The organism is Chloroflexota bacterium (assembly GCA_016219275.1).
Lineage (GTDB): Bacteria > Chloroflexota > Anaerolineae > UBA4142 > UBA4142 > JACRBM01.
The window spans coordinates 26,518-48,156 of the sequence record JACRBM010000028.1 but is presented as its reverse complement, the minus strand read 5'-3'; the positions used below and the strand labels follow the sequence as shown (position 1 = coordinate 48,156).

At 57.1% G+C, this 21,639-nt stretch carries 20 protein-coding genes; 17 read left to right on the top strand and 3 right to left on the bottom strand.

What is annotated here, in order from left to right; genetic code table 11:
- Positions 1–24: 24 nt before the first annotated feature.
- The 9 genes from pstS (at position 25) to HY868_05755 (ending at position 8,844) form a co-directional block, all read left to right on the top strand.
- Positions 25–1,134, top strand: a complete 1,110-nt coding sequence (pstS, locus tag HY868_05795; GenBank protein MBI5301631.1) for a phosphate ABC transporter substrate-binding protein PstS — start codon at positions 25–27, stop codon at positions 1,132–1,134.
- A gap of 79 nt (positions 1,135–1,213) precedes the next feature.
- A complete protein-coding gene (gene pstC / locus HY868_05790; GenBank protein MBI5301630.1) occupies positions 1,214–2,200 on the top strand; it encodes a phosphate ABC transporter permease subunit PstC in 987 nt (328 codons plus the stop codon).
- A complete protein-coding gene (gene pstA, locus HY868_05785) occupies positions 2,197–3,102 on the top strand; it encodes a phosphate ABC transporter permease PstA (protein ID MBI5301629.1) in 906 nt (301 codons plus the stop codon). Before pstC ends, pstA begins: the two co-directional genes overlap by 4 nt.
- Before the next feature lie 145 nt (positions 3,103–3,247).
- Positions 3,248–4,072: a phosphate ABC transporter ATP-binding protein gene (pstB, locus tag HY868_05780; protein ID MBI5301628.1), complete on the top strand. Its 825-nt coding sequence runs from the start codon at positions 3,248–3,250 to the stop codon at positions 4,070–4,072.
- 117 nt (positions 4,073–4,189) lie between these two features.
- Positions 4,190–4,864: a phosphate signaling complex protein PhoU gene (phoU, locus tag HY868_05775; GenBank protein ID MBI5301627.1), complete on the top strand. Its 675-nt coding sequence runs from the start codon at positions 4,190–4,192 to the stop codon at positions 4,862–4,864.
- 82 nt (positions 4,865–4,946) lie between these two features.
- A complete protein-coding gene (locus tag HY868_05770) occupies positions 4,947–5,987 on the top strand; it encodes an isochorismatase (protein ID MBI5301626.1) in 1,041 nt (346 codons plus the stop codon).
- Between the two features lie 13 nt (positions 5,988–6,000).
- Positions 6,001–6,999, top strand: a complete 999-nt coding sequence (locus tag HY868_05765; protein MBI5301625.1) for a nicotinate phosphoribosyltransferase — start codon at positions 6,001–6,003, stop codon at positions 6,997–6,999.
- 13 nt (positions 7,000–7,012) lie between these two features.
- Entirely contained in the window at positions 7,013–7,684 is a 672-nt protein-coding gene (locus HY868_05760; GenBank protein MBI5301624.1) for a response regulator transcription factor, read from the top strand.
- A gap of 5 nt (positions 7,685–7,689) precedes the next feature.
- Positions 7,690–8,844: a PAS domain-containing sensor histidine kinase gene (locus tag HY868_05755; GenBank protein ID MBI5301623.1), complete on the top strand. Its 1,155-nt coding sequence runs from the start codon at positions 7,690–7,692 to the stop codon at positions 8,842–8,844.
- On the opposite strand, the gene HY868_05750 is transcribed toward HY868_05755, so the two are convergent.
- Positions 8,825–10,345, bottom strand: a complete 1,521-nt coding sequence (locus HY868_05750; GenBank protein MBI5301622.1) for a HAMP domain-containing protein — start codon at positions 10,343–10,345, stop codon at positions 8,825–8,827. The two genes, HY868_05755 and HY868_05750, sit on opposite strands and share 20 nt — an antisense overlap.
- On the bottom strand, positions 10,345–11,043 hold the full coding sequence (locus HY868_05745) for a response regulator transcription factor (protein MBI5301621.1): 699 nt from the start codon (positions 11,041–11,043) through the stop codon (positions 10,345–10,347). Before HY868_05745 ends, HY868_05750 begins: the two co-directional genes overlap by 1 nt.
- Positions 11,044–11,706: 663 nt before the next feature.
- On the opposite strand from HY868_05745, the gene HY868_05740 reads away from it, so the two are divergent.
- From HY868_05740 to HY868_05705, 8 genes are all read left to right on the top strand, one after another.
- Positions 11,707–13,122, top strand: coding sequence for an efflux RND transporter periplasmic adaptor subunit (locus HY868_05740; GenBank protein ID MBI5301620.1), 1,416 nt, complete (start codon positions 11,707–11,709; stop codon positions 13,120–13,122).
- 123 nt (positions 13,123–13,245) lie between these two features.
- A complete protein-coding gene (locus HY868_05735; protein MBI5301619.1) occupies positions 13,246–13,914 on the top strand; it encodes an ABC transporter ATP-binding protein in 669 nt (222 codons plus the stop codon).
- Positions 13,915–14,075: 161 nt separating this feature from the next.
- Positions 14,076–15,311 carry an ABC transporter permease gene (locus HY868_05730; GenBank protein MBI5301618.1) on the top strand — a complete coding sequence of 412 codons (1,236 nt, stop codon included), beginning with the start codon at positions 14,076–14,078 and terminating at the stop codon, positions 15,309–15,311.
- Positions 15,312–15,347: 36 nt separating this feature from the next.
- Positions 15,348–15,593, top strand: coding sequence for a hypothetical protein (locus HY868_05725; protein ID MBI5301617.1), 246 nt, complete (start codon positions 15,348–15,350; stop codon positions 15,591–15,593).
- A gap of 19 nt (positions 15,594–15,612) precedes the next feature.
- Positions 15,613–16,098, top strand: coding sequence for a GtrA family protein (locus tag HY868_05720; GenBank protein MBI5301616.1), 486 nt, complete (start codon positions 15,613–15,615; stop codon positions 16,096–16,098).
- 64 nt (positions 16,099–16,162) lie between these two features.
- A complete protein-coding gene (locus HY868_05715; GenBank protein MBI5301615.1) occupies positions 16,163–18,283 on the top strand; it encodes a glycosyltransferase family 39 protein in 2,121 nt (706 codons plus the stop codon).
- Between the two features lie 33 nt (positions 18,284–18,316).
- Positions 18,317–18,745 (top strand): response regulator, encoded by a 429-nt coding sequence (locus tag HY868_05710; GenBank protein MBI5301614.1) that lies wholly within the window; start codon positions 18,317–18,319, stop codon positions 18,743–18,745.
- Positions 18,742–20,253 (top strand): PD40 domain-containing protein, encoded by a 1,512-nt coding sequence (locus tag HY868_05705; GenBank protein ID MBI5301613.1) that lies wholly within the window; start codon positions 18,742–18,744, stop codon positions 20,251–20,253. Before HY868_05710 ends, HY868_05705 begins: the two co-directional genes overlap by 4 nt.
- Positions 20,254–20,481: 228 nt before the next feature.
- Here HY868_05705 and HY868_05700 read toward each other — a convergent pair whose 3' ends face one another.
- Positions 20,482–21,627: a sugar kinase gene (locus HY868_05700; protein MBI5301612.1), complete on the bottom strand. Its 1,146-nt coding sequence runs from the start codon at positions 21,625–21,627 to the stop codon at positions 20,482–20,484.
- Positions 21,628–21,639: the final 12 nt, after the last annotated feature.

Sequence of the window (21,639 nt, the reverse complement as noted above, 5' to 3'; positions counted from 1 at the left end):
GCGAAATCTCTCAGGAGGAGATGAATGTTCAACAAGTTCTTTTTGTTCACCGCCTTGCTCGGTCTCATCGTGCTTGCCACCGCGTGCGCCAGTCCAACGACCGCGCCGAGCAGCGCGCAACCGACCGCCGCGCCGAAAGCCGGCGCGGTGACGATTAACGGCGCGGGCGCGACGTTCCCGTTCCCGCTCTACTCGCGCTGGTTCTACGATTACGCGTTCGTAGACACATCTGCCAAGTTCAATTATCAATCCATCGGCTCCGGTGGCGGCATCGCGCAAATCACCGCCAAGACCGTTGACTTTGGCGCGAGCGATGCGATTCTCACCGACGCGCAGTACACCGCCGCCAAGAACATCCAGATGATCCCAACGGTTGCCGGCGCAATCGTTCCGGTGTACAATATCAAAGACACCGATGGCAAAGTCATTATTACCACGCTCCAATTCCCGTACACCTCGCTCGCCGACATTTATCTTGGCAAGATCAAAAAATGGGACGACCCAGTTTTGAAGAACGCCAACCCGAACATCAAACTGCCATCGAAGGACATCGCCGTGGTCCGCCGCTCGGATGGTAGTGGCACGACGTTTGCCTACACCGATTATCTCGCGCAAGTGAGCGCCGAGTGGAAAGAAAAAGCGGGCAGCGCCTCGTCCGTCAAGTGGCCCGTCGAAGGGATCGGCGGCAAGGGCAATGAAGGCGTCGCCGCGATGGTGGGCTTGAACGATGGCGCGATCGGATACGTCGAATTCGCGTACGCCAAACAGAACAACCTGGTCTTCGGCGCGGTGCAAAACAAAGCCGGCGAGTTCGTGAAACCCAGCATCGAAGCAGTGCAAGCCGCGATGGCAGAATATGGCACGAACATGGGCGACAAGCTCGCGCTCTCGATCGCGAACGCGCCGGGCAAAACCTCGTGGCCCATCGCGACCTACACGTACTTGCTCGTCTACATGGACCAAACCGATTGTGTCAAAGGCAAAAAAGTTGTAGACTTTATCAAGTGGGTGTTGAGTGATGCGAACGCCGAAGCGTCCGCCAAGTCGTTGGATTACATCCCACTGCCGGATTCGGTGAAGAAGCAAGTGCTCGACAAAGTGAGCAAGGTCACTTGCCAGGGCAAGGCGTTCTAAATTCTGGAATGATAACAACACGTCAGACCTTCCAGGTTTTTGGAAACCTGGAAGGTCTTGGCGCGTAGAGGAAAAAACAATGTCTGTCGTTTCCGCCGCCAAAAAACGCTCAGCCGTTTCGCGGTTCAATGCGTTGATTCGTCGCACCGGACACGGCGACGTGATTTTCCGCGCGCTGACGATTCTCGCCGGGATTGCGGTTCTGGGGACCGTGCTCGCAACGGGCTATAGTCTGTGGGATACCACGCCTTTGCCGCGCGAGAAATTTGGTCTGGGATTTCTCTGGAGCAATGATTGGGATCCGGTGCGGGAGGAATTCGGCGCGCTTCCCTTCATCTACGGCACACTCCTGACTTCAGTGCTTGCCCTATTGATGGCAGTGCCGGTCGGCGTGGGCATTGCAATTTTTCTCGCCGAACTTGCGCCGGACTGGGTGCGTCAGCCCGTCGGGTACCTCATCGAACTGCTCGCCGCCGTGCCCAGTGTGATTTTCGGCTTGTGGGCGTTGTACGTCCTGATCCCGGTGCTGGTCAAACCGACTTCCGAGTTCCTCAACACAAACCTGGGATTCCTACCGATATTTGCGGGTCCCATTTTTGGACCTAGCCGGCTCGCGGCTTCCGTCGTATTGTCCGTCATGATTTTGCCTACGATCAGCGCGCTGTGCCGCGACGTATTTCTCGCGATTCCGAACGCGCAACGTGAAGCGGCGCTCGCGCTCGGCGCGACGAAATGGGAAATGATTTCCCAGGTGTTAGTGCCGTACGGCATGTCCGGTATTCTCGGCGCGATCATCCTGGGTTTGGGGCGCGCGCTCGGCGAGACGGTCGCGGTCACGATGGTCATCGGCAACAATCGCGATCTCACTTCCTCGATTTTGCATCCTGGGTATACGATGGCAAGTATCATCGCGAATGAATTTGCCGAAGCGACGTACGAACTCTATGTGCAATCGCTCGTCGAAATTGGCTTGATTCTATTTGTGATTACGCTCATTCTCAATTCGATTGCGCGATTATTGGTGTGGCAAGTCGCTCGACGGGCACCAACGGAGGCGCGCGCATGACGACGCAAACCATTGCAGTTGCTAAATCCTCATCGCGATTCCAAGTGGGCGGCGCGCACTATCAAACGCGGAAATGGGTGAACCGCGTGATGTTGTTCTTGTGTGGCGCAGCGGCGTTTCTCGCCATCGTTCCACTCATCTGGATCGTTGCCTATGTAACCCAGGAAGGCGGACGATTCCTGAGTTTCGATTTCTTTACGCAACTGCCTACGCCGGTCGGCGTTCCCGGCGGCGGCGTGTTCAATGGAATTATCGGGTCGGGGATCGTCGTCGGGATCGCTTGCCTGCTCGCGATTCCGGTCGGCATTGTGGCGGCGTTTTACGCGGCGGAACATCCCAACACACCGCTGGGCATCGCGATGCGTTTCGGCACCGATGTCTTGTCCGGCGTCCCTTCGATTGTAATGGGAATTTTCGCCTACGCGATTATCGTTCTGCCGCAAAAACATTTTTCCGCGTGGTCGGGCGGGATTGCGCTCGCGATCATCATGTTGCCGATTGTCTTGCGGACGACCGAAGAGATGCTCAAACTTGTGCCGCGCAATTTGCGCGAAGGTTCGCTCGCGCTGGGGGCATCCGAATGGAAAACGACGGTCCAAGTGACGTTGCCTGCCGCGATCAACGGCGTCGTGACCGGCATCATGCTGGGAATTGCGCGCGTCGCCGGGGAAGCCGCGCCGATGATCTTTACCGCGTTCGGCAATCCGAACATGAACACCGATCTCGATCAACCGACGGCGACGTTGCCGCACATGATCTACGTGTACGCCATCTCGCCCTATAAAGATTGGCACGACAAGGCATGGACGACCGCGTTTGTGTTGATCGTGCTTGTGTTGGGTTTGAACATCGCCGCGCGCTTGTTCACGGCGTGGCGTCTCAAAAAGATGGGTTGGCACTAACCAAGAACTCTGCTAAAATGGGAGCGCATCCATGATGACCGACCAGCGTGTCGCGCCGAATAATGATCCTCAAAAAGTGAAGGCGTTTGTGCGGGCTTTGAACGATAACGTCCATGCGGACGAGACGACGAACGTCGCCGTCAAGATGCAGGTCAAGAACCTGAATTTCTATTACGGCACGCATCGCGCGCTCGAAAACATTTCGCTCGACATTTTCGAACATCGCATCACCGCGCTGATTGGACCTTCGGGTTGCGGCAAGTCCACGCTCTTGCGCGCCTTGAACCGGATGAACGACCTTGTGCCGAAAACACGCGCCGAGGGCGAGGTTTTGCTCGACGGTGAAAACATCATTGCGCCCAATGTAGACGTGGTCGAAATTCGTCGCCGCGTGGGGATGGTGTTTCAACGACCGAATCCGTTTCCCAAATCCATTTACGATAATGTCGCGTACGGACCGCGCCTGCTCGGCGTGACCCAACGCCGCGATCTCGACGACATCGTGGAAAAATCGTTGCGCGCCTCCGCGTTGTGGGACGAAGTGAAAGACAAATTGCACGAATCCGGTCTCACGCTGTCCGGCGGACAACAACAACGCTTGTGCATCGCGCGCACGATTGCCATCGAACCCGAAGTGATTTTGATGGACGAGCCGGCGTCCGCGCTCGATCCGATCTCGACGTACAAGATCGAAGAGTTGATGCAGGAACTCCGAAAAGAATTCACGATTGCCATTGTGACACACAACATGCAACAAGCCGCGCGCGCGTCGGACTATACTGCGTTCATGAGCTGGCAGATGACCTCGGCGTTGTCGTTCGATGCGCCGCGCACGGCAGAAAATATTGCCACGCTCAACGCGACCAAAGCGCAAGCGGGGCGCATCATCGAGTTTGGCGCGACGCGCGACATGTTCACGAATCCAAGACAAAAAGAAACCGAAGACTATATCACCGGACGATTTGGATAGTTTGGTTGGATTGTGCGATAGTGCGATAGTGCGATAGTCGCCGCGCCTCCGAACTTCAACCATCGCACTATCGCACTATAGAACTATCGCACTATCGCACTAGACACTAGGAGACTTATGCCGCGCGATACTTTTGAAAAATTAATCGCCAACCTAAAAAATCAATTGCTCGAACTGGGACAGCTCACCTCGCGCACGATTGCGGATGGCGTCGAGGCGCTCAAGACGCGCGACCGCGTGTTAGCGCAGTCGCTCATCGAACGCGACAAGGAGATCAATCGTCTGCGCTATGTGATCGAAGAACAATCCTACGAATTGATCGCGACGCAACAACCCCTGGCGAGTGACTTGCGTGAAATTCTCTCGATCTTGTTGATCGCGATCGAGCTGGAACGGATCGCGGATCATTCCAAGAATCTCGGCGAGATTGTGATTCACATGGGGAATGAGCCGCTGCTCAAGCCGTTGATTGATATCCCCCGCATGGCGGATATTTGCGACTCGATGTTGAAGCAGGCGCTCGATGCGTTCGTGCGGAACGACGCCGAACTGGGACGCGCGGTCGCCGTTCGCGACGATGAAATTGATCAACTCTACAAACAGATCTTTCGCGAGCTATTGACGTTTATGCTCGAAGACGCACGCACGGTGACGCGCGCGATGAACCTGCTCTTCGCCGCGCACAATCTCGAACGCATCGGCGACCGCATCACGAACATCGGCGAGCGCGTGATCTACGCGGCAACCGGGCGACTGGAAGAATTGAATACGGAAGAGGTCATCAGCGAGTAGCACTTTCGACAGAATCCAGGTTTCTCCCCTTCGGAGAAACCTGGATTCTGTCGAAGGAATCGCACAAGAGAACGAGCCGGTTATGGAATTACCCATCCCATCCCATTTTCAAGTTGGTCAGGTTGGTCAGGTCTGGCGCGTCCCTTACGAACAACGCGCAGTTGAAGCTGCCGAATGGGCGCGCCAATATCATCTCGCGCCGGCTTCCGCCGATGCGTTCAAGATTTGTCTCGTCGCGGTTGACGTTCAAAACACCTTTTGCATTCCTGGGTTCGAGTTGTACGTGGGCGGACGCTCCGGCACCGGCGCGATAGACGACAATCGCCGGCTGTGCGAGTTCATTTATCGCAACCTGGGCGCGATCACCGAAATCGTGCCGACGATGGACACGCATCAAGCCATTCAAATCTTTCACGCGATTTACCTGGTGAACGAGCAAGGCGAACATCCTGCACCGTTCACACTCGTTTCGGCTGATGCGGTTCGATGCGGCGTTTGGAAAATCAATCCCGCGCTTGCGCCCTTGCTCGGCATTCGCGCCGACCAAGGACAACGCTTGCTCGAACACTATGTTCAACAATTGGCAAGCGCAGGCAAGTACGATCTGACTATCTGGCCCTACCACGCGTTGCTGGGCGGCATCGGTCACGCGCTCGTGTCGGCATTCGAAGAAGCCGTTTTCTTTCACAGCGTCGCACGCGTGAGCCAACCCGATTTCCACGTCAAAGGCGATCATCCGTTTACCGAACACTATTCGGTGCTGGGTCCCGAAGTGCGGGAGGGACCGGACGGGCAAACTCTCGCCGACAAGACCGACAAATTTCTCCGCAAGCTCGAACAATTCGACGCGGTGCTCATCGCCGGCGAAGCCAAGAGCCATTGCGTCGCGTGGACGATTGCCGATTTGCTCGACGACATTCTCGTCCACGATCATCGCCTCGCCGAAAAAGTGTACTTGCTCGAAGATTGCACCTCGCCGGTCGTCGTGCCGGGTGTGATGGATTACACCGACCAAGCCGATGCCGCGTTCCAACGTTTTGCCGACGCGGGCATGCGCCTCGTTCGTTCGACAGATCCCCTCGCGAGTTGGGATGGGATTCGGTTGGATAAGCGGAGTTTGTAAAACTCTAGACCAAATGGTGAATCGAACGATGACAATTTCTGAAGCGATTATTTCCGGCGATACCGCCGACATTTATTTCCACCGTACGCGCGAAATTTTACGCCGCGAAGGCATTGACCCCGACGTGACGATGGAAATTTTCCCGACCCGCGCCGGGCTGTTGTGCGGGATGAACGAAGCGTTGCAATTGCTCGACGCGGTGTTGCCGCGCGACGCACGCGTGTGGCACGTACCCGAAGGTGCGGCGATGGAAACCAAGCAAGTCGTCTTGCGAATTCGCGCGCCGTACTCGGCGTTCGGCTTGTACGAAACCGCGCTCCTGGGTATCCTGGCATCGCAAAGCGGCTGGGCAACCGCCGCGCACGCAATTGTTGAAGCCGCCGCGCCGATCCCGATCATTTCATTCGGCGCGCGCCACGTCCATCCGAACGTCGCCGCGCAAATGGAGTACGCCGCGATCATCGGCGGGTGTGCGACGTGCGCGACGCCGGCGGGCGCGCGGCTCGCCGGGAAACAACCCTCCGGCACGATGCCGCACGCGTTGATTTTGATTCTCGGCGACACGGTGCGCGCGGTCCAAGCATTCGACAAGTGGATGCCGCCGGAGGTGAATCGCACCGCGCTCGTGGACACGTTCCGCGACGAAGCTGAAGAAGCATTGCGCGTCGCGTCCGCGCTGGGTGATCGGCTGTGGGGTGTGCGCCTCGACACGCCATCGGAACGCGGGCGCGTGACGCCTGACCTGGTGAAAGAAGTGCGCGCGCGACTCAACCAAGCCGGCTTTCCGCGCGTCAAGATTTTTGTCAGCGGCGGGATGGACGCGGAACGCATCGAACTATTCAAACGCGAAGGCGCGCCGGTGGATGGCTTTGGCGTGGGCAGTTCGATTAGCGGCGCGCCGCCGATTGATTTCACCGGCGATTTGAAAGAGATCGAAGGCAAACCGATTGCGAAACGCGGACGCATTCCCGGCATCATGCCGAATCCAAGATTGCAAGAGTGGGCGCGGTAAGTGGAGTAGTTCGTTGACCAAGTTACTGCTCGTCGAAGACGATCAAACTTTGCTCGAGACGCTGGCGTACAACCTGGGTCGTGAAGGTTACGACGTGGTGCGCGCGAGCGATGGCATTACCGCGCTCAACCTCGCGCGCGAACACAAACCCGATCTGATCATCCTCGACATCATGTTGCCCGAACTGGATGGCTTGTCCGTTTGCCGCACATTGCGCCGCGAATCGAACGTGCCGATCGTGCTGTTGACCGCGCGCGGCGGCGAGGTGGATCGCATCGTCGGGCTGGATAGCGGCGCGGACGATTACATCGTCAAGCCGTTCGCGCTCGGCGAACTGTACGCGCGCTTGCGCGCGGTGATGCGGCGCGGCGGACACGAGACAACGACCAAAGTCGAATCGGGCGACCTGGCGCTCGACCTGGTCGGGCATCGCGCGTGGCGAAGCGGTGAAAGTTTGAATCTGACGCCCAAGGAATTTGATTTGCTCGCGGAATTGATTCGCCACAAGGGCGCGGTGCTCACGCGCGATTTATTGTTGCAGCGAATCTGGGGGTACGATTTTTCGGGAGACTCGCGCACGGTGGACGTGCACATTCGCGGCTTGCGTGAAAAAGTCGAGACCGACCCGGCGAATCCTAGCCGCATTGAAACAGTGCGCGGGCTGGGTTATCGTTTCGCAGGTTGATGCGAATGGAGTTTTTTCTTTTCGGTGCTCTGCTCGTCGCTCTCATCGCGATTGCCGCGCTCGCGTGGACGAATCGCGCGCAAGCCGCGCGTCTCACCCAGGTCGAGACTGCGTGGCACGAACAGGAACTCCATCACTCGAAAAAAACCGAACTGCTCGTCGCGATGAACAGCGTCACGACGAACGGATTCGTTTTGTTGAACAAGGATGGGCGCATCATTTCTTTGAACGCTGCCGCACGTTCTTTTCTCGGAGTGGAGAATGGAATTGGACAGCCGTTGAGCGAAATCGCGTGGGGCTACGATCTCCAACCGTTGGTGGCGGAAGTACTCCAGCGCAAGACCGACTCGCTCGAGCAAGTCGTCGCGAAAGGCGAACGCGCGTTTGCGGTGCGCGTGCAATCCATCGGCACATCAAGCGATCCACGGGTTTTGCTTCGGCTAGACGAGGTCACAGAGTTGCAACGGCTGGGTCGCGCGCGGCGCGAATTCGTCGCGAACATCTCGCACGAATTACGCACGCCGGTGACCTCTCTGCAACTCCTGGTCGAAACCATCACCGCAGAAACGATGAATGACAAATCGTTTCTGTTCGACTTGCTTGACAAGATGCGGGCGCAGATTGATTTGTTGCGGCAACTGACCGATGAGTTGATGGACCTGGCATTGATCGAATCGGGGCACGCGCCGATCAAGTTGATGGAGACCCGCGCGGTGGAGTTGGTAAACGAAGCGGCAAACTCGCTGCGCCCGCAAGCCGAGCGCAAAGGAATTGACCTGGATGTCGCAGTGGATGCGGACATGCTCGTGCTCGCCGACGCGCAAGGCATTCGCAAAGTCTTGGGTAACTTGATTCACAACGCGATCAAGTTCACGAATGCGCGCGGTCGCATCGAAATTAGTGCGACACGCGACGGCGACAATGTGCGCTTCGCCGTCGCCGATACCGGCATCGGCATTTCCGCGAACGATCTGCCGCGCGTGTTCGAGCGATTCTACAAAGTGGATCGCGCACGCACGCGCGGCGCGGGTGAATTGCGGAGCACCGGCCTGGGTCTGGCGATTGCCAAGCACACCGTCGAGGCGCACGGTGGAAAAATCTGGGCGGAGAGCGTCGAAGGCAAAGGGTCTATATTTTTCTTCACGCTTCCCGCGGCGTAATCGTCTCCACACGTTTGCGCGGCAACACAAATCGAATCGTCGTGCCGCGTCCCAGGTCGCTCTCGACCGGCTCGATGGTTCCCCCGTGTCCTTCCACAATTGATCGAACGATGGACAACCCCAAGCCACTGCCGCCACCGGCACGCGTGCGCGCCTTGTCCACGCGATAAAACCGCTCAAACACACGCGCGCGCGCCGACTCGGGAATCCCAGCCCCATTATCCGCGATGGCAACGCGCACGGCATCGTCCAATCCTTGAACGCGAACAGTGATCGTACCGGTCTCGGCATCCGTCGAGTGAATCGCGTTGTCCAACAGATTGTAAAACACCTGCTTCAACTGATCTGCATCGCCAAATCCCTCGACCGCTCCCTCCGCTTCGACGACAACTTGACGATTTTTGATGAGCGACCGCATTCCTTCGACCACATCGCGCGTGAGCGCGGCGAGATCGAGCATCTGCATCTTCGGCGCGCGCCGCGCATCGAGCCGCGTCAGCGTGAGCAAATCCGCGACGAGACGCGTCAGGCGTTGCACCTCGCGACGCATTCCGTGCAGGACGCGGCGCGTCGTTTCGGGATCGCCTTCCGGCGCGAGCAGGAGCACTTCGAGCGATCCACTGATCGCAGTGAGCGGCGTTCGCAATTCGTGCGACGCATCCGCGACAAATTGACGTTGCGTCGTAAACGCGTCGTCCAAGCGCGCGACCATTTCGTCGAACGCCGACGCGAGTTGTCCGGTTTCATCGCGGCGTTGCGGTAAATTGACGCGCTGACTCAGGTCTCCGCCGGCAATGCGACGACAGACTGCGATCATCACGCGCAAAGGTGTGAGCGCGGTCTGGGTGAGCCACAACCCCACAATCGTTCCGATAAACAAGGTCACGAGTACACCGAACAAGATCAACCCGCGTTGGCGTCCCAGGACTTGGTCCACAAAATCCAACGGATTGGTCATCTGGATCACGCCCACTACCGGCGACTCGCGCCGCGGATAATGAATCGGCATCAACACCACGAGCATCTCTTGTCCCGCCACCGTTGTGATGGATGTCGCCATTTCACCTGCCCACGTGCGCGCGAGTAAACCTGGGGCAAGTGCCGGGAGTATGGTCTGCCCGGAGTACTCGCGCCCGTCCGCGATGATCGCGCCCTTCTGATCCAAGATGACCGTCGTGTAATCCTGCCACGTCAGATCGCGCGCGAGATTGCGCGCGACGATCTCGAATGGCGGCGGACTGAATTCAACAGTCGCGGTAATGGGCGCGCGCGTGTCTGGAATCTGGCGCGGCGGCGGCGGCACGAGCGACTCGCCCGGCACCAGATGCCCCATCGAGTTGAAAGCAAGCGCCTGCAAACGAAACGCCGTCGTCGAAATCATAAAGTTGCGCGAATCGAAATAGAGAAACGCGCCGAACGTCACCAGCAAGATCGTAAGCAGTCCGACATAGAGCAACGTAAGACGCAATCGCAGCGATAGATCATTCCAACGTGTCAGCATCAATCCTCCCGCCACACATAACCCACGCCGCGCACCGTGCGAAGCAATTGCGGCGGTCGGTCGCCCAATTTGTCGCGCAGGTGACCGATGTGCACGTCCACGAGATTCGTGTCGCCGGCGAAATCATAACCCCACACGCGATCGAGAATCACATCGCGGCGAAAGACTTGGCGCGGATGCGTCAAGAAAAATTCGAGCAACTCGAATTCTTTCGCGGTCAAGGTGATCGGATTCCCCGCGCGTTCGACGGTGTGCGCGTCGCGGTCGAGCGCAATGTCCGCCGCGCGCAAAATCGCGTGTTCCTGCGTAACGCCGCGTCCGCGCAGAATCGCGCGTATCCGCGCGAGCAATTCGGCAAAGCTGAACGGTTTGATGAGATAGTCGTCCGCGCCGAGGTCTAGCCCAGTGACGCGGTCGGAAATTTCATCGCGCGCGGTCAACATCAAGATCGGCACGCGGCTATTCGCGCGAATCCGTTTGCATATTTCAAAGCCGTCCACCCCCGGCAACATGACATCTAAAATAACCAGGTCAAATTCTTCTTGGCGCAAACGATCCAACGCCGCGCGTCCATCCATCGCGACCTCGACCTGGTATCCCTCGTATCCCAGCCCCACGCGCAAAAACTCGACGATGTTCGGCTCGTCGTCCACCGCCAAAATCCGCAATGATGTTTGCGCCTGATTCAATTCTCCCATCTCGCCAACTCCATTTAATAGAGACACGTTACGCAATGTGCAACTTGTTTGTCATTTCGAGCGCAGCGAGAAATCTCTTACCCGCGCCTGGCAAGATTTCTCGTCGCAAAACCCGCTCCTCGAAATGACAATTTGGAAGTTGCACATCAGGTACACGTTTCCTTGGTGCGCTCGATTATAACCCAAAATAGCACAAAGCACGAAAGGAGTACGCTTTAGCAAGCGTTCGCACTGGAGCACTTGGCATTGGGCAGCGACCACCGGTATTACATCACAGCCAGTTGAAAAGGGACTAGTCTTATTCTAAAGATATGCTGAGAAATCGCGCAAGATTTTTCAGCATTTCTTTAATCGCGCTTTAGCAAATTCCAAGTTGCATCGGCTAGAATCTCAGCAGAAATCAAACGCAGGCACATAAGCGAATCACATCAAGAGGGAAACACACTTGACCATACCATCCGATCGCACCAGCATCGCGTTGCTCGCCTTGTTGTCCGCAAGCATCACTAACGCCCATCACTCGGTTGCGCCGGAGCCAGTCACCTCAGATTCGAACACATCAGGTTCTCGATCATGTTCGACGCCGCGCACGCGGCACACACAGTCGGCGCAATTTATCCGAGTCGTTCGGAAACAAACATATTTTTTTCAGGAGAATAACCAATGAAACGCAGAATCATCCTCATCACCAGTCTCGTGATCGTCGTGCTCGCCGTCGCCGGCTTTTTCGTCTGGCAACGCACATCGGCGAGCACGACCACCGCCAAGACCACCACTCAAACCGCCACAGTCAAGCGCGGTTCGCTTGTCGCGACCGTGAGCGCGGCAGGCAACGTCTCGGTGGTAGACCAGTCCACGCTCGCGTTCAAAAACAGCGGACGCGTCGCCAAGGTACAAGTCGCGGTCGGCGACGTGGTCAAGACCAGCCAATTGTTGATGCAACAAGAAACATCGGACTTGGAACTCGCGCTCAAGACCGCGCAGAGCAATCTCGCGAGCGCGACGGCAAGTTACGCGCAGACGAAAGCCAATTTGAATTTTTCGCTGCGCAACGCGCAAACAGAATTGGCAAGCGCCAAGGCGAGTCTCGACGCCGCCAAAGTGTCCGCCGAGCAAAACCCCAATTCGATCATCGTCGCCAAAGCATCTCTGGACAAGGCGACCGTCACGTTGCAACAGGCGCAAGGCAACTATAACAAAATCGCATGGCGCGGCGATGTGGGCATGACGACCGAAGCCGCGACGTTGCAATCCGCGACGATTGAGTACCAATCGGCGTTGGCGAATTATAAAATGACTGCTGCGACGATCAACGACAATTCGCTCAAGCAAGCACAGGCGACGTACGACAAAGCCCAGGTCGCGCTCGAACAGGCGCAAAAGAATTTGGAGACAAATCTCCAGGTCGCGCAAGCCACGCTCGATAACGCGCAGATCGCGGTGGACACGGCGAAAACGAATTTGGAAAATGTGTCGCTCGTCGCGCCGATTGATGGAGTCGTGTCTGCCGTGAATTTCAAGAAAGGCGATTTCGCCGCGGGTGAAAGCACTGCCATCGTGGTCGTCAACACCGACCGTCTACAAATCAAAGTCTCGATTGCCGAAGTGGACTTGCCCAAAATCAAAATCGGCAACCCGGCGCAGGTCACGCTCGATGCGTTGACCGGCAAAACGTACCAAGCAAAGGTCACGGCGATCAGTCCGGTCGGCACGGTCACATCGGGTGTGGTGAATTATTCCATCACACTGGAAATGACGGATCCCGACAGCACGGTAAAACCCGGTATGACCGCGAACCTGAACATCATCGTCGAACAACGCGACAATGTTCTGCTCGTCCCGACGCGCGCCATCAGCACCAAGAGCAATCAAAAAGTAGTAACTGTGCAACAAAAAGATCAAACCGCTCAAAAGGTTGTGACCATCGGGCTGTCGAATGACTCGTATGTTGAAATCATGAACGGCGTGCAAGAAGGCGACGTGGTCGTGATCAATCAAACGACGACCAAGACGACGACGAGTACGGGCAGCACTGGCATCCCAGGTCTGGGTGGTCCGAGTGGTCCGCCGCCGAATTAATAGAATAGAATCCCGGTTTCTCGAAGAAACCGGGATTCTAGCGAAGAGATTACAAGCAAACGAAAAAGTACCGCCGTCGAGATGCTCGATGGTCTTGGCGGCAAATCAACCAGGAAGTGAACTATGTCAGCCGTAATCGAAATCAACGATGTGAAAAAAATTTACCGTATGGGCGACATCCAGGTCTCAGCGTTGGATGGCGTCACATTCCAAATCGAGCAAGGCGAAATGGTCGCGATCACCGGACCGTCCGGCTCCGGCAAATCCACGCTGATGAACATCATCGGATGTCTCGATACGCCATCTAGCGGCGAGTACTTTCTCGATGGCACGGACGTGTCCAAGATGACGGACGACGAGCAAGCTGGCGTGCGGAACAAGAAAATCGGTTTTGTGTTTCAACAGTTCAATCTCTTGCCGCGCACGCCCGCGCTCGACCAAGTGGAATTGCCGATGGTCTACGCCGGCGCGCCGGATCGTAAAGAACGCGCGCGCGCCGCGCTCCAAGCGGTGGGGCTGGGAGATCGCCTGCATCATCGCCCGAACGAATTGTCCGGCGGACAGCAACAACGCGTCGCGATTGCGCGCGCGCTCGTCAACAATCCCAGCATCATTCTCGCCGACGAGCCGACCGGCAATCTCGATTCGAAATCGGGTGCGGAGATCATGAATGTTTTCAAATCGCTCAATCGCGACCAGGGTCTAACCGTGATTCTCGTCACGCACGATCCCAGCATCGCAAGCCAGGCGCCACGCGCGATTCGGGTGCGCGATGGAATGTTAGTGCAATAGTGCGATAGTGCGATAGTACGATGGTGCGATAGTTCGATAGTTCGATGGTGCGATAGTGCGATGGTACGATAGTTGAGGATGCACCTTTCAAGCATCGCACTACCGCACTAACGCCCCATCGAACTATTGAACTAACTAACACACTAATAACGGAGGCAATGATGAACTTTATTGAAAGTATGCGAATTGCATTACGCAGTATCAGCGCGAATAAATTACGCGCCGGGTTGACGATGCTCGGCATCATCATCGGCGTGATGGCAGTCATCGCGATGTTATCTATCGGACGCGGCGCGCAGACCGCGATCACCGATCAAATCACGAGCATCGGCACGAACTTGCTCTACGTCCGACCTGGGTCAACCCAGAGTAGCGGCGTGCGCACCGCCGAAGGGTCGGCGACGACATTGACGAAAGAAGACGCGACCGCATTGGAAGAATTGCCGTACATCGTCGGCGTCGCGCCCCAGGTCGAAAGTTTCGGACAGATGGCGTACCTCGGCAACAACACGAACGCGCGCGTGCTCGGCATCACGCCGGAATATCTCGACGCGATGAACACCAAATTGGCAAGCGGCGAGTTCGTCTCGTCGTCCAACGTCACCGCAAATGCGGCGGTCGTCGTCCTGGGCGCGGGTGTGGCGACCGCGCTGTTCGACACCGAAGACCCCGTCGGTCAAACGATTCGCATCAGCGGACAAAACTTTCGCGTGATTGGCGTGATGGAAGCGAAAGGCGGCACCGGATTTATGAACGCCGATTCGCAAGTGTACGTGCCCATCACCACCGCGATGACCCGTCTCTCGCGCCCAGGGCAATTTCGCGGGAGCAATACGGTCTCGGTCATCAACGTCAAGATCACCGATATGGCAATGCAGGAAACGGTGATTCAAGAGATCAGCGAAGTATTGCGCGAACGACATCACATTCAGTTCACCGACGACTTTAATATCACGAGTCAGCAAGATATTTTGAACACGGCGAATCAAGTGACCGGCACGTTGACGATTTTTCTCGGCGGCGTCGCGGCGATTTCACTCATCGTCGGCGGCATCGGGATCATGAACATCATGCTCGTTTCGGTGACGGAACGCACGCGCGAGATCGGCATTCGCAAAGCGATCGGCGCGCGCAAGGTTGACATCATGACCCAGTTCTTGACCGAGGCGATCATCCTGAGTCTATCCGGCGGCTTGATCGGCGTGATGCTGGGCGCGCTCATCGCACGATTGATTTCGGGAATGAGCGTGGGCACGACCACACTGAACACGGTCGTTGATCCAGACTCGGTGTTGCTCGCGGTGTTGTTCTCGGCGGGTGTTGGATTGTTCTTTGGCAGTTACCCAGCGAACCGCGCGGCAAGTCTGCATCCGATAGAGGCATTGCGGTACGAATAAGCGCATGACGATTCACCCCGAAAGGAGGATGTTCACGTGAACGAGAAACCAAATAACCAACCAGTGCGTGTGCTACCCGATCCGCAAATCTGTCGCGCCGCGGCGTTAGCCGATCGCTTTGCCGAGTGCCTCGTCGAAAAACCGGCGTCCTGCGAATTCGCGATGCCGTTCGGGTACGGATTTGTGTGCGGGCACCCGGAACGCCAAACCATCATTGCCCACACCCGGAAATTACGCGAGCAAAACCTGCAGCCCAGTGCAGAACAATCAACCCTCGTCTAAGCGGAGGTCGAAGATTACGATGAACCATTTGAATAATCCATCTGAAACGAATCACCGCTGGCGCGGCATCGGACGCTTTCTTGCCGTCGGCGTGCTGGGCACGCTGGTTGATCTGACCTTGTTCGCCGGGTTACGGGCTTGCGGCATAACCACGGTCGTTGCCAACACGATCTCGTACAGCGCGGGCATCATCAACAACTTTATTCTGCACCGCCGATGGACGTTCGCCGATCAGGAACAACGCACGCTGGGAACCCAGTTTACGCAATTCACCATCGTCAGTCTGAGCGCGTTGATCATCAATAATCTCCTCGTGCTCTCGCTCGCGCCGTCGTTCGACACGCTCTTCAATCTGGCGAGCTATGGCACGCTCTTGGCTAAAATCTGCGCGACTGCGGTGGGCGTCATTTGGAATTATTTCGCGAATACGCTTTGGACGTTTCGAAGTACGTCGCCCGAATTATCGCGCGTAACCGCGCCAACTCGGCAACGACGATGGAGGTAATCGCGCAGACAGAACGAATGGCGCGTTGGCGAACCCAGTCTCAAGAGCGAAAGGAAAAATAAAAATGAGCACATTGATTTCTCAAGCGATGACAACCGAAACAGTTACGGCGAAAACATCGCGCTGGTCACGCGCGCGCGCGTTCGAGTGGATCGCGCTCGCGGCGATCATCGCGCTCGCGGCGGCGTTGCGCTTGGCAAACCTGAGCGCGCTCGGCGACGCGAATCATTACTACACCGCGGCAGTCGAGGCGATGTCGCAATCGTGGCACAACTTTTTCTTCGCCGCCGCCGAACCGGGCGGCGCGGTCAGCGTGGACAAACCGCCGGTCGGATTATGGTTCCAAGTTATCTCGGCGTATTTTTTCGGCGTGAACGGTTTTGGCGTACTCTTGCCGCAAATCATGGCGGGGATTCTTTCCGTGTTCGTGGTTTATCGTCTCGTCCGCAAGCCATTCGGCGTGATTGCCGGACTCGTCGCGGGCTTGGCGCTCGCGATCACGCCGGTCGCCGTCGCAACCGATCGCAACAACACGATGGACAGCACGCTGATCCTGACGCTATTGCTCGCGGCGTGGGCGTTCCTCGAAGCGACGCAGCGCGGCACGCGAAGCGTGCGCTACTTGATCCTGGGTTCGCTTTTGGTCGGCATCGGGTTCAATATCAAAATGCTCCAAGCGTATTTGCCGGCGCCGGCGTTTTACGCGTTGTACGTCCTAGGTTCACCCGAACGTTGGTGGCGCAAATCGGCGAATCTCGCGTTAGCCGTGCTCGTGTTGTTAGCCGTGTCACTTTCGTGGACAATCGCCGTTGACCTCACACCAGAAGATCAACGACCGTACGTCGGCAGTAGCGGCGACAATTCGGTGTTGAGTCTCATTACGGGCTACAACGGAACGCAACGCTTGCTCGGCTTGGGCGGACGCGGATTCTTGAGCGGAATATTCGGCGGCAATCAAAATAGCGGCGGACAAAATGGAACGCCGGGACAATCGCCCACTGGCGCGCCGCAAGGATTTCAGCCGCCACGAGATGGCGATGATCGCCAACCGCCGCAAGGGTTTCAACCAACCCAGGGACAGAACGCACCGCAAGGTGGTCCAGGAGGACCAGGTGGTGGCGGCGGAATGTTCAACACCGGGCAACCTGGCGCATGGCGCTTGTTCACTACGCCGTTGAGCAAAGAGACGAGTTGGCTTTTGCCGTTTGGATTATTCAGCGGGCTATTGTTGATTTTCCGCGCGCGTGTACGCTTGCCCATCGCGCCGAAACACCAAGCCGTCGTGTTGTGGGGTGGCTGGCTCGTGACCGCCGGAATTTTCTTTAGCGTTGCCGGATTCTTTCACGAGTATTATCTCGCGATGCTTGCGCCCGCGCTTGCCGCGCTCGTCGGCATCGGCGCGGCGGAACTGTGGCAGCTGCGCGCGAAACACGCGTGGCTCGCACTCGGTTTGTTCATCGTCGCGGCGAGCGGTACGTTGTACGTGCAAATTACGACGGCGAACGCGTACGTCAAGAACGCGTGGTGGTTGCCGCTCGTGATCGCATTGGGCGCGGTGGGCATCGCGCTATGGATTCCTGGGTTCGCGCGCCGATTCAAATTCGCCGCGCCTGCTGGATTGGCTTGCCTCCTCGCCGCGATGTTGCTGACGCCGGGCATCTGGTCTGGACTGACAACTTTTTATTCGAGTGGAAATCAATCGTTGCCTGCCGCGTACGATGGACGCTCATCGGGTCCGCCAAACCAAGGCGGCGCGCAGACCAATCAAACTTTGCTCAGTTATCTGCAAGCGAATACCCAGGGCATCAAGTACTTGCTCGCCGTGCCCAGCTCGATGCAAGGCGCGGACTATGTGCTCGCGACCGGACGCCCAGTGCTCTATCTCGGCGGATTCAACGGACAGGATAAAGTCGTCACGAGCGAAGAGTTGACGCAGATGGTTGCAAACAATGAATTGCGTTTTATCTACTACGACACGCGTGGTGGAGGCGGCGGACCTGGCGGTAATCAATCAGAGATTTCATCCTGGGTCTCACGCGCCTGCACGCTCGTCGGCTTTGACACGGCATCGTCGAATTTCGGCGCACCCGATGGCACAGGCGCAACGAACAACACCACTCAATCATTCCGCGATGGCGGACCAAGTGGTATGCAGGTTTCACTTTACGATTGCAAACCAAAATAAGCCACGCGTATTCAGTCGCGTGAGGATGTAAGTATGTGTGAACATGTTCTCGTCGCCGAATCTGACTTTGCGACCCAATCTGTTTTGCGCTCTTCATTGCAAGCCGCCGGTTTCCAAGTGCTCCAAGCTACCGATGGCAATCTGGCTTGGACACTGATTCAATCGCGGAAGCCACTCGCAGTTTTGGTGGGCGCCCTTTTACCGGGATTGGGTCCCGAAGAAATCGTCACGCGAATGCACACGCAGGGTCGCGTCGCGCGAATTCCCGTGATCGTGCTTGGCGATCAAGTGCTCGCCGAAGAAATTGTTCACTGGTTTCAACTTGGCGCAGACAACTATATCAGCAAGCCATTCTCGGCTCGACTCGTTATCGCGCACCTGCGCGCGTTGATTCGGCGCGTGTATGAAGTTGATGGATCGCGTTCGACTTGTTACAGATCTCAGCAAGGAGAAAATATATGAAACCTCATTTCGCTTGGAAAGGATTGCTCGTTAGTTTCATCGCGCTCGTCCTGGCGTCGTTCGCGATTTCGTCCGTCGCGGCGGGCGAGCCAACCGGCACGAGTCCGAACGATCCATTGATGGTACCGACGGATTGGAGCGCCCTCGCGCCGAACACATCGCGGTGGTTTTACTTTGATTACGCGGTCGAGAGTTCGGGCGGCGGACCTGGGTTCGGTCCGCGACCTGGGTCAAGCGCGACGCGTTCAAAAGTGGATGTGTCCGTCGCCGCGAACGGCGCGACCGATTTGCAATTTGCGCTCTACACACCGACGCAAGCAACCGATTGGTTGCGCGATCAAACGACCGCGCCGGTTGGACGCGGCACGCCGTATCGTAGTACGGCGACCGGCGAAATCACGCGCGATTTGTACTGGTCGGGCGCGTTCAACACGTCGGGCAGGTATTTCGTTGTCGTCACGAACAACACCACGAACACTATCGCGTTTCATCTGACGATTACGGGCGAAGCCGTCACGCTTTATCCCATCATCGCGCCAACTCCGACGCCGACCGTCGCGGTGCCATTCACTGCAGCAACGATTCCGACCGGCGCGATTCAAGGCAAGCTGGTTTTTCAAACCGCGACTGGCGGCGCGATCTACACCGTGAACGGCGACGGCTCGAATCTCACGTTGATCGCCAATGGCATTGACCCATCGTGGTCGCCGGATGGCAAACAAATCACGTTCGCGCGATGGAGTGGCGCATATCCCGGTCTGTACGTCGTGAACGCCGATGGCTCGAACGAGCATCTCGTTTACGGCGCGCAACGCATTCGCTCGCCCAAGTGGAGTCCTGATGGAAAATACATCGCGTTCGTGCAAGACAAGACGACGAACGAACGCGATCCGAAATGGAAACTGGGTGTGATCGAACTGAACAAATCGGTGGATGGCGCGACGACCAAAAATGTTCTTACCGAACCGCAGTGTTCCGCACTGTGCTACGCGTTGAGTTGGAGCACGGATAGTTTGACGCTCAACTATGCTGACCCGAACATCGGGATTATGACGACGAACGTAATTACCGGTTCGGCTTCGCTCGTCCTGGGTCCCCAGGGTTCGTACTATGACACCGGCGCAAACGTCATTCGTCCGATTTTGCACATGCCCGCGATTCAATCCGCGGAGACGAGTCCCGATGGTGCGCGTATCGTTTACACGCAAAAGGCGCACGACCGCTGGGAAGTGAACGTCGTCAACGCGGATGGTAGTAATGCGACTGGCATCACGCAACAGGACGCGATCATGTACACGTTCTTCAACAAAGTTGTAGACAGCGTCGCGCCGACCTGGTCGCCGGATGGCAAACAGGTTTTGTTCCTGTCGAATCGGAATGGCAAGTGGGAATTTTTTGTGAGCGATGCGGACGGTTCGAACATGCGCCAGGTTCTGAAAAATGTCACGGACACCTTGTCCTTGCGTTTCGATTTCGAGAACGAGCGCGTGATGGATTGGAGCAAGTAGCGGCAAATTTCGAGCAAATTCCTGATGGGTTTATGGCAGACCTGTCAGGTTTCTAAAAACCTGACAGGTCTTGGATACAACGTACACCTTAAATCAAAATGGCATTCGCTCTAGAACGCGGATAAAAAATCTCCGCGTCCATCCACGTCCCAATAAACTAGCCGCTGGAATTAGAAATGCCCATCCGAACTATCTCGGATGGGCATTCGATTTCCGCGACGATTCGAGCTATCGCGTCGCGCGCACGCCACCTTTCGACGATGCGCGTTTGACTTCGGCTTCGACGAGTTTCTGTTCGATCAGCGTCGTATCGCCCGGCGTCTCTTGCACGAGGATGCCGTGCGCCGCGCCCCACTGCACCGCGGTCTCCAGGTCTTTGCCCTTGAGCAACGCCGAGATGACACCCGATGCGAACGAGTCGCCGCCGCCGGTGCGGTCGGCAATCGGCACGTCCTCGCGCAAAACGGCTTGGTACATTTTGTCGTTGGCGACATCATAGAGCACCGCGCCCCAGCTAACCATGTCCGCGTTCGTCGCACCGCGCCACTGCGTACCGATGAGCGACAAGTTCGAATAATCCTTCGCGACGCGGCGCACCGTTTCTTGATACGCCGCGATCCATTCCTGGTACGGCGCTTCGCCGCTCACCTTGGTTTCGTAGCCCAGCGCGTCGTGCAAATCGCTGTCGTTGCCGACGAGAAATCCCAGGTACGGCGTGATCTTTTGATTGATCTCGCGCGCGCGTTGTTTGCTCGGCTCGACCTTGGAACGATAATTCAAATCCGCCGCGACGAACGTGCCGTACTCGTTCGCCTTTTGCACACCTTGAATCGCCAGCCCGGATGAGGTCGGCGAAATCAAGGTGTAGATGCCGCCCGTGCTAAACACGCGCACACCTTCTTTGCCGAACAACGCGTCCCAGTCCACATCGCCTTCGCGCAGTTCGCGCACCGGCGTGTGCGCGCGATAGTACAGCGTGTCCGATGGAATGACGCCCTTGCCGATGAACGTGAAATTGATGCCGTTCATCAGCGTGCCTTTTTGATCGGTCGAGAAACGTGAGCCATCATTCTTGGTGGTGAACCAAATAATTTTCGACGTGTCCACGCCGGACTCGCGCAATTGATTGCGAATGTTCTTGCCGAGATCATCGTCCACAAGCGCGGTGATGACCGCCGCGCGCAAGCCGAACGTGTACGCCATGCCGCACGAGACATTCGTCTCGCCACCGCCCTGAAACAAGCGCGTCACGCGCGCGCGCGCGGTCGGCACGTCGAACGGATCGAAACGCAACATCACTTCGCCGAGCGACACGCCGTCGTACTTGCACGCGTTCGCCGGTTTGATTTGTTTGTAGTTGATCACTTGAGCCATGGTTAATCTCCG

Coding starts and splice junctions, on each gene's coding strand:
- pstS (MBI5301631.1), top strand. CDS start 25: ATGTTCAACAAGTTCTTTTTGTTCACCGCCTTGCTCGGTCTCATCGTG.
- pstC (MBI5301630.1), top strand. CDS start 1,214: ATGTCTGTCGTTTCCGCCGCCAAAAAACGCTCAGCCGTTTCGCGGTTC.
- pstA (MBI5301629.1), top strand. CDS start 2,197: ATGACGACGCAAACCATTGCAGTTGCTAAATCCTCATCGCGATTCCAA.
- pstB (MBI5301628.1), top strand. CDS start 3,248: ATGCAGGTCAAGAACCTGAATTTCTATTACGGCACGCATCGCGCGCTC.
- phoU (MBI5301627.1), top strand. CDS start 4,190: ATGCCGCGCGATACTTTTGAAAAATTAATCGCCAACCTAAAAAATCAA.
- HY868_05770 (MBI5301626.1), top strand. CDS start 4,947: ATGGAATTACCCATCCCATCCCATTTTCAAGTTGGTCAGGTTGGTCAG.
- HY868_05765 (MBI5301625.1), top strand. CDS start 6,001: ATGGTGAATCGAACGATGACAATTTCTGAAGCGATTATTTCCGGCGAT.
- HY868_05755 (MBI5301623.1), top strand. CDS start 7,690: ATGGAGTTTTTTCTTTTCGGTGCTCTGCTCGTCGCTCTCATCGCGATT.
- HY868_05750 (MBI5301622.1), bottom strand. CDS start 10,345: ATGCTGACACGTTGGAATGATCTATCGCTGCGATTGCGTCTTACGTTG.
- HY868_05745 (MBI5301621.1), bottom strand. CDS start 11,043: ATGGGAGAATTGAATCAGGCGCAAACATCATTGCGGATTTTGGCGGTG.
- HY868_05740 (MBI5301620.1), top strand. CDS start 11,707: ATGAAACGCAGAATCATCCTCATCACCAGTCTCGTGATCGTCGTGCTC.
- HY868_05735 (MBI5301619.1), top strand. CDS start 13,246: ATGTCAGCCGTAATCGAAATCAACGATGTGAAAAAAATTTACCGTATG.
- HY868_05730 (MBI5301618.1), top strand. CDS start 14,076: ATGAACTTTATTGAAAGTATGCGAATTGCATTACGCAGTATCAGCGCG.
- HY868_05720 (MBI5301616.1), top strand. CDS start 15,613: ATGAACCATTTGAATAATCCATCTGAAACGAATCACCGCTGGCGCGGC.
- HY868_05715 (MBI5301615.1), top strand. CDS start 16,163: ATGAGCACATTGATTTCTCAAGCGATGACAACCGAAACAGTTACGGCG.
- HY868_05710 (MBI5301614.1), top strand. CDS start 18,317: ATGTGTGAACATGTTCTCGTCGCCGAATCTGACTTTGCGACCCAATCT.
- HY868_05705 (MBI5301613.1), top strand. CDS start 18,742: ATGAAACCTCATTTCGCTTGGAAAGGATTGCTCGTTAGTTTCATCGCG.
- HY868_05700 (MBI5301612.1), bottom strand. CDS start 21,627: ATGGCTCAAGTGATCAACTACAAACAAATCAAACCGGCGAACGCGTGC.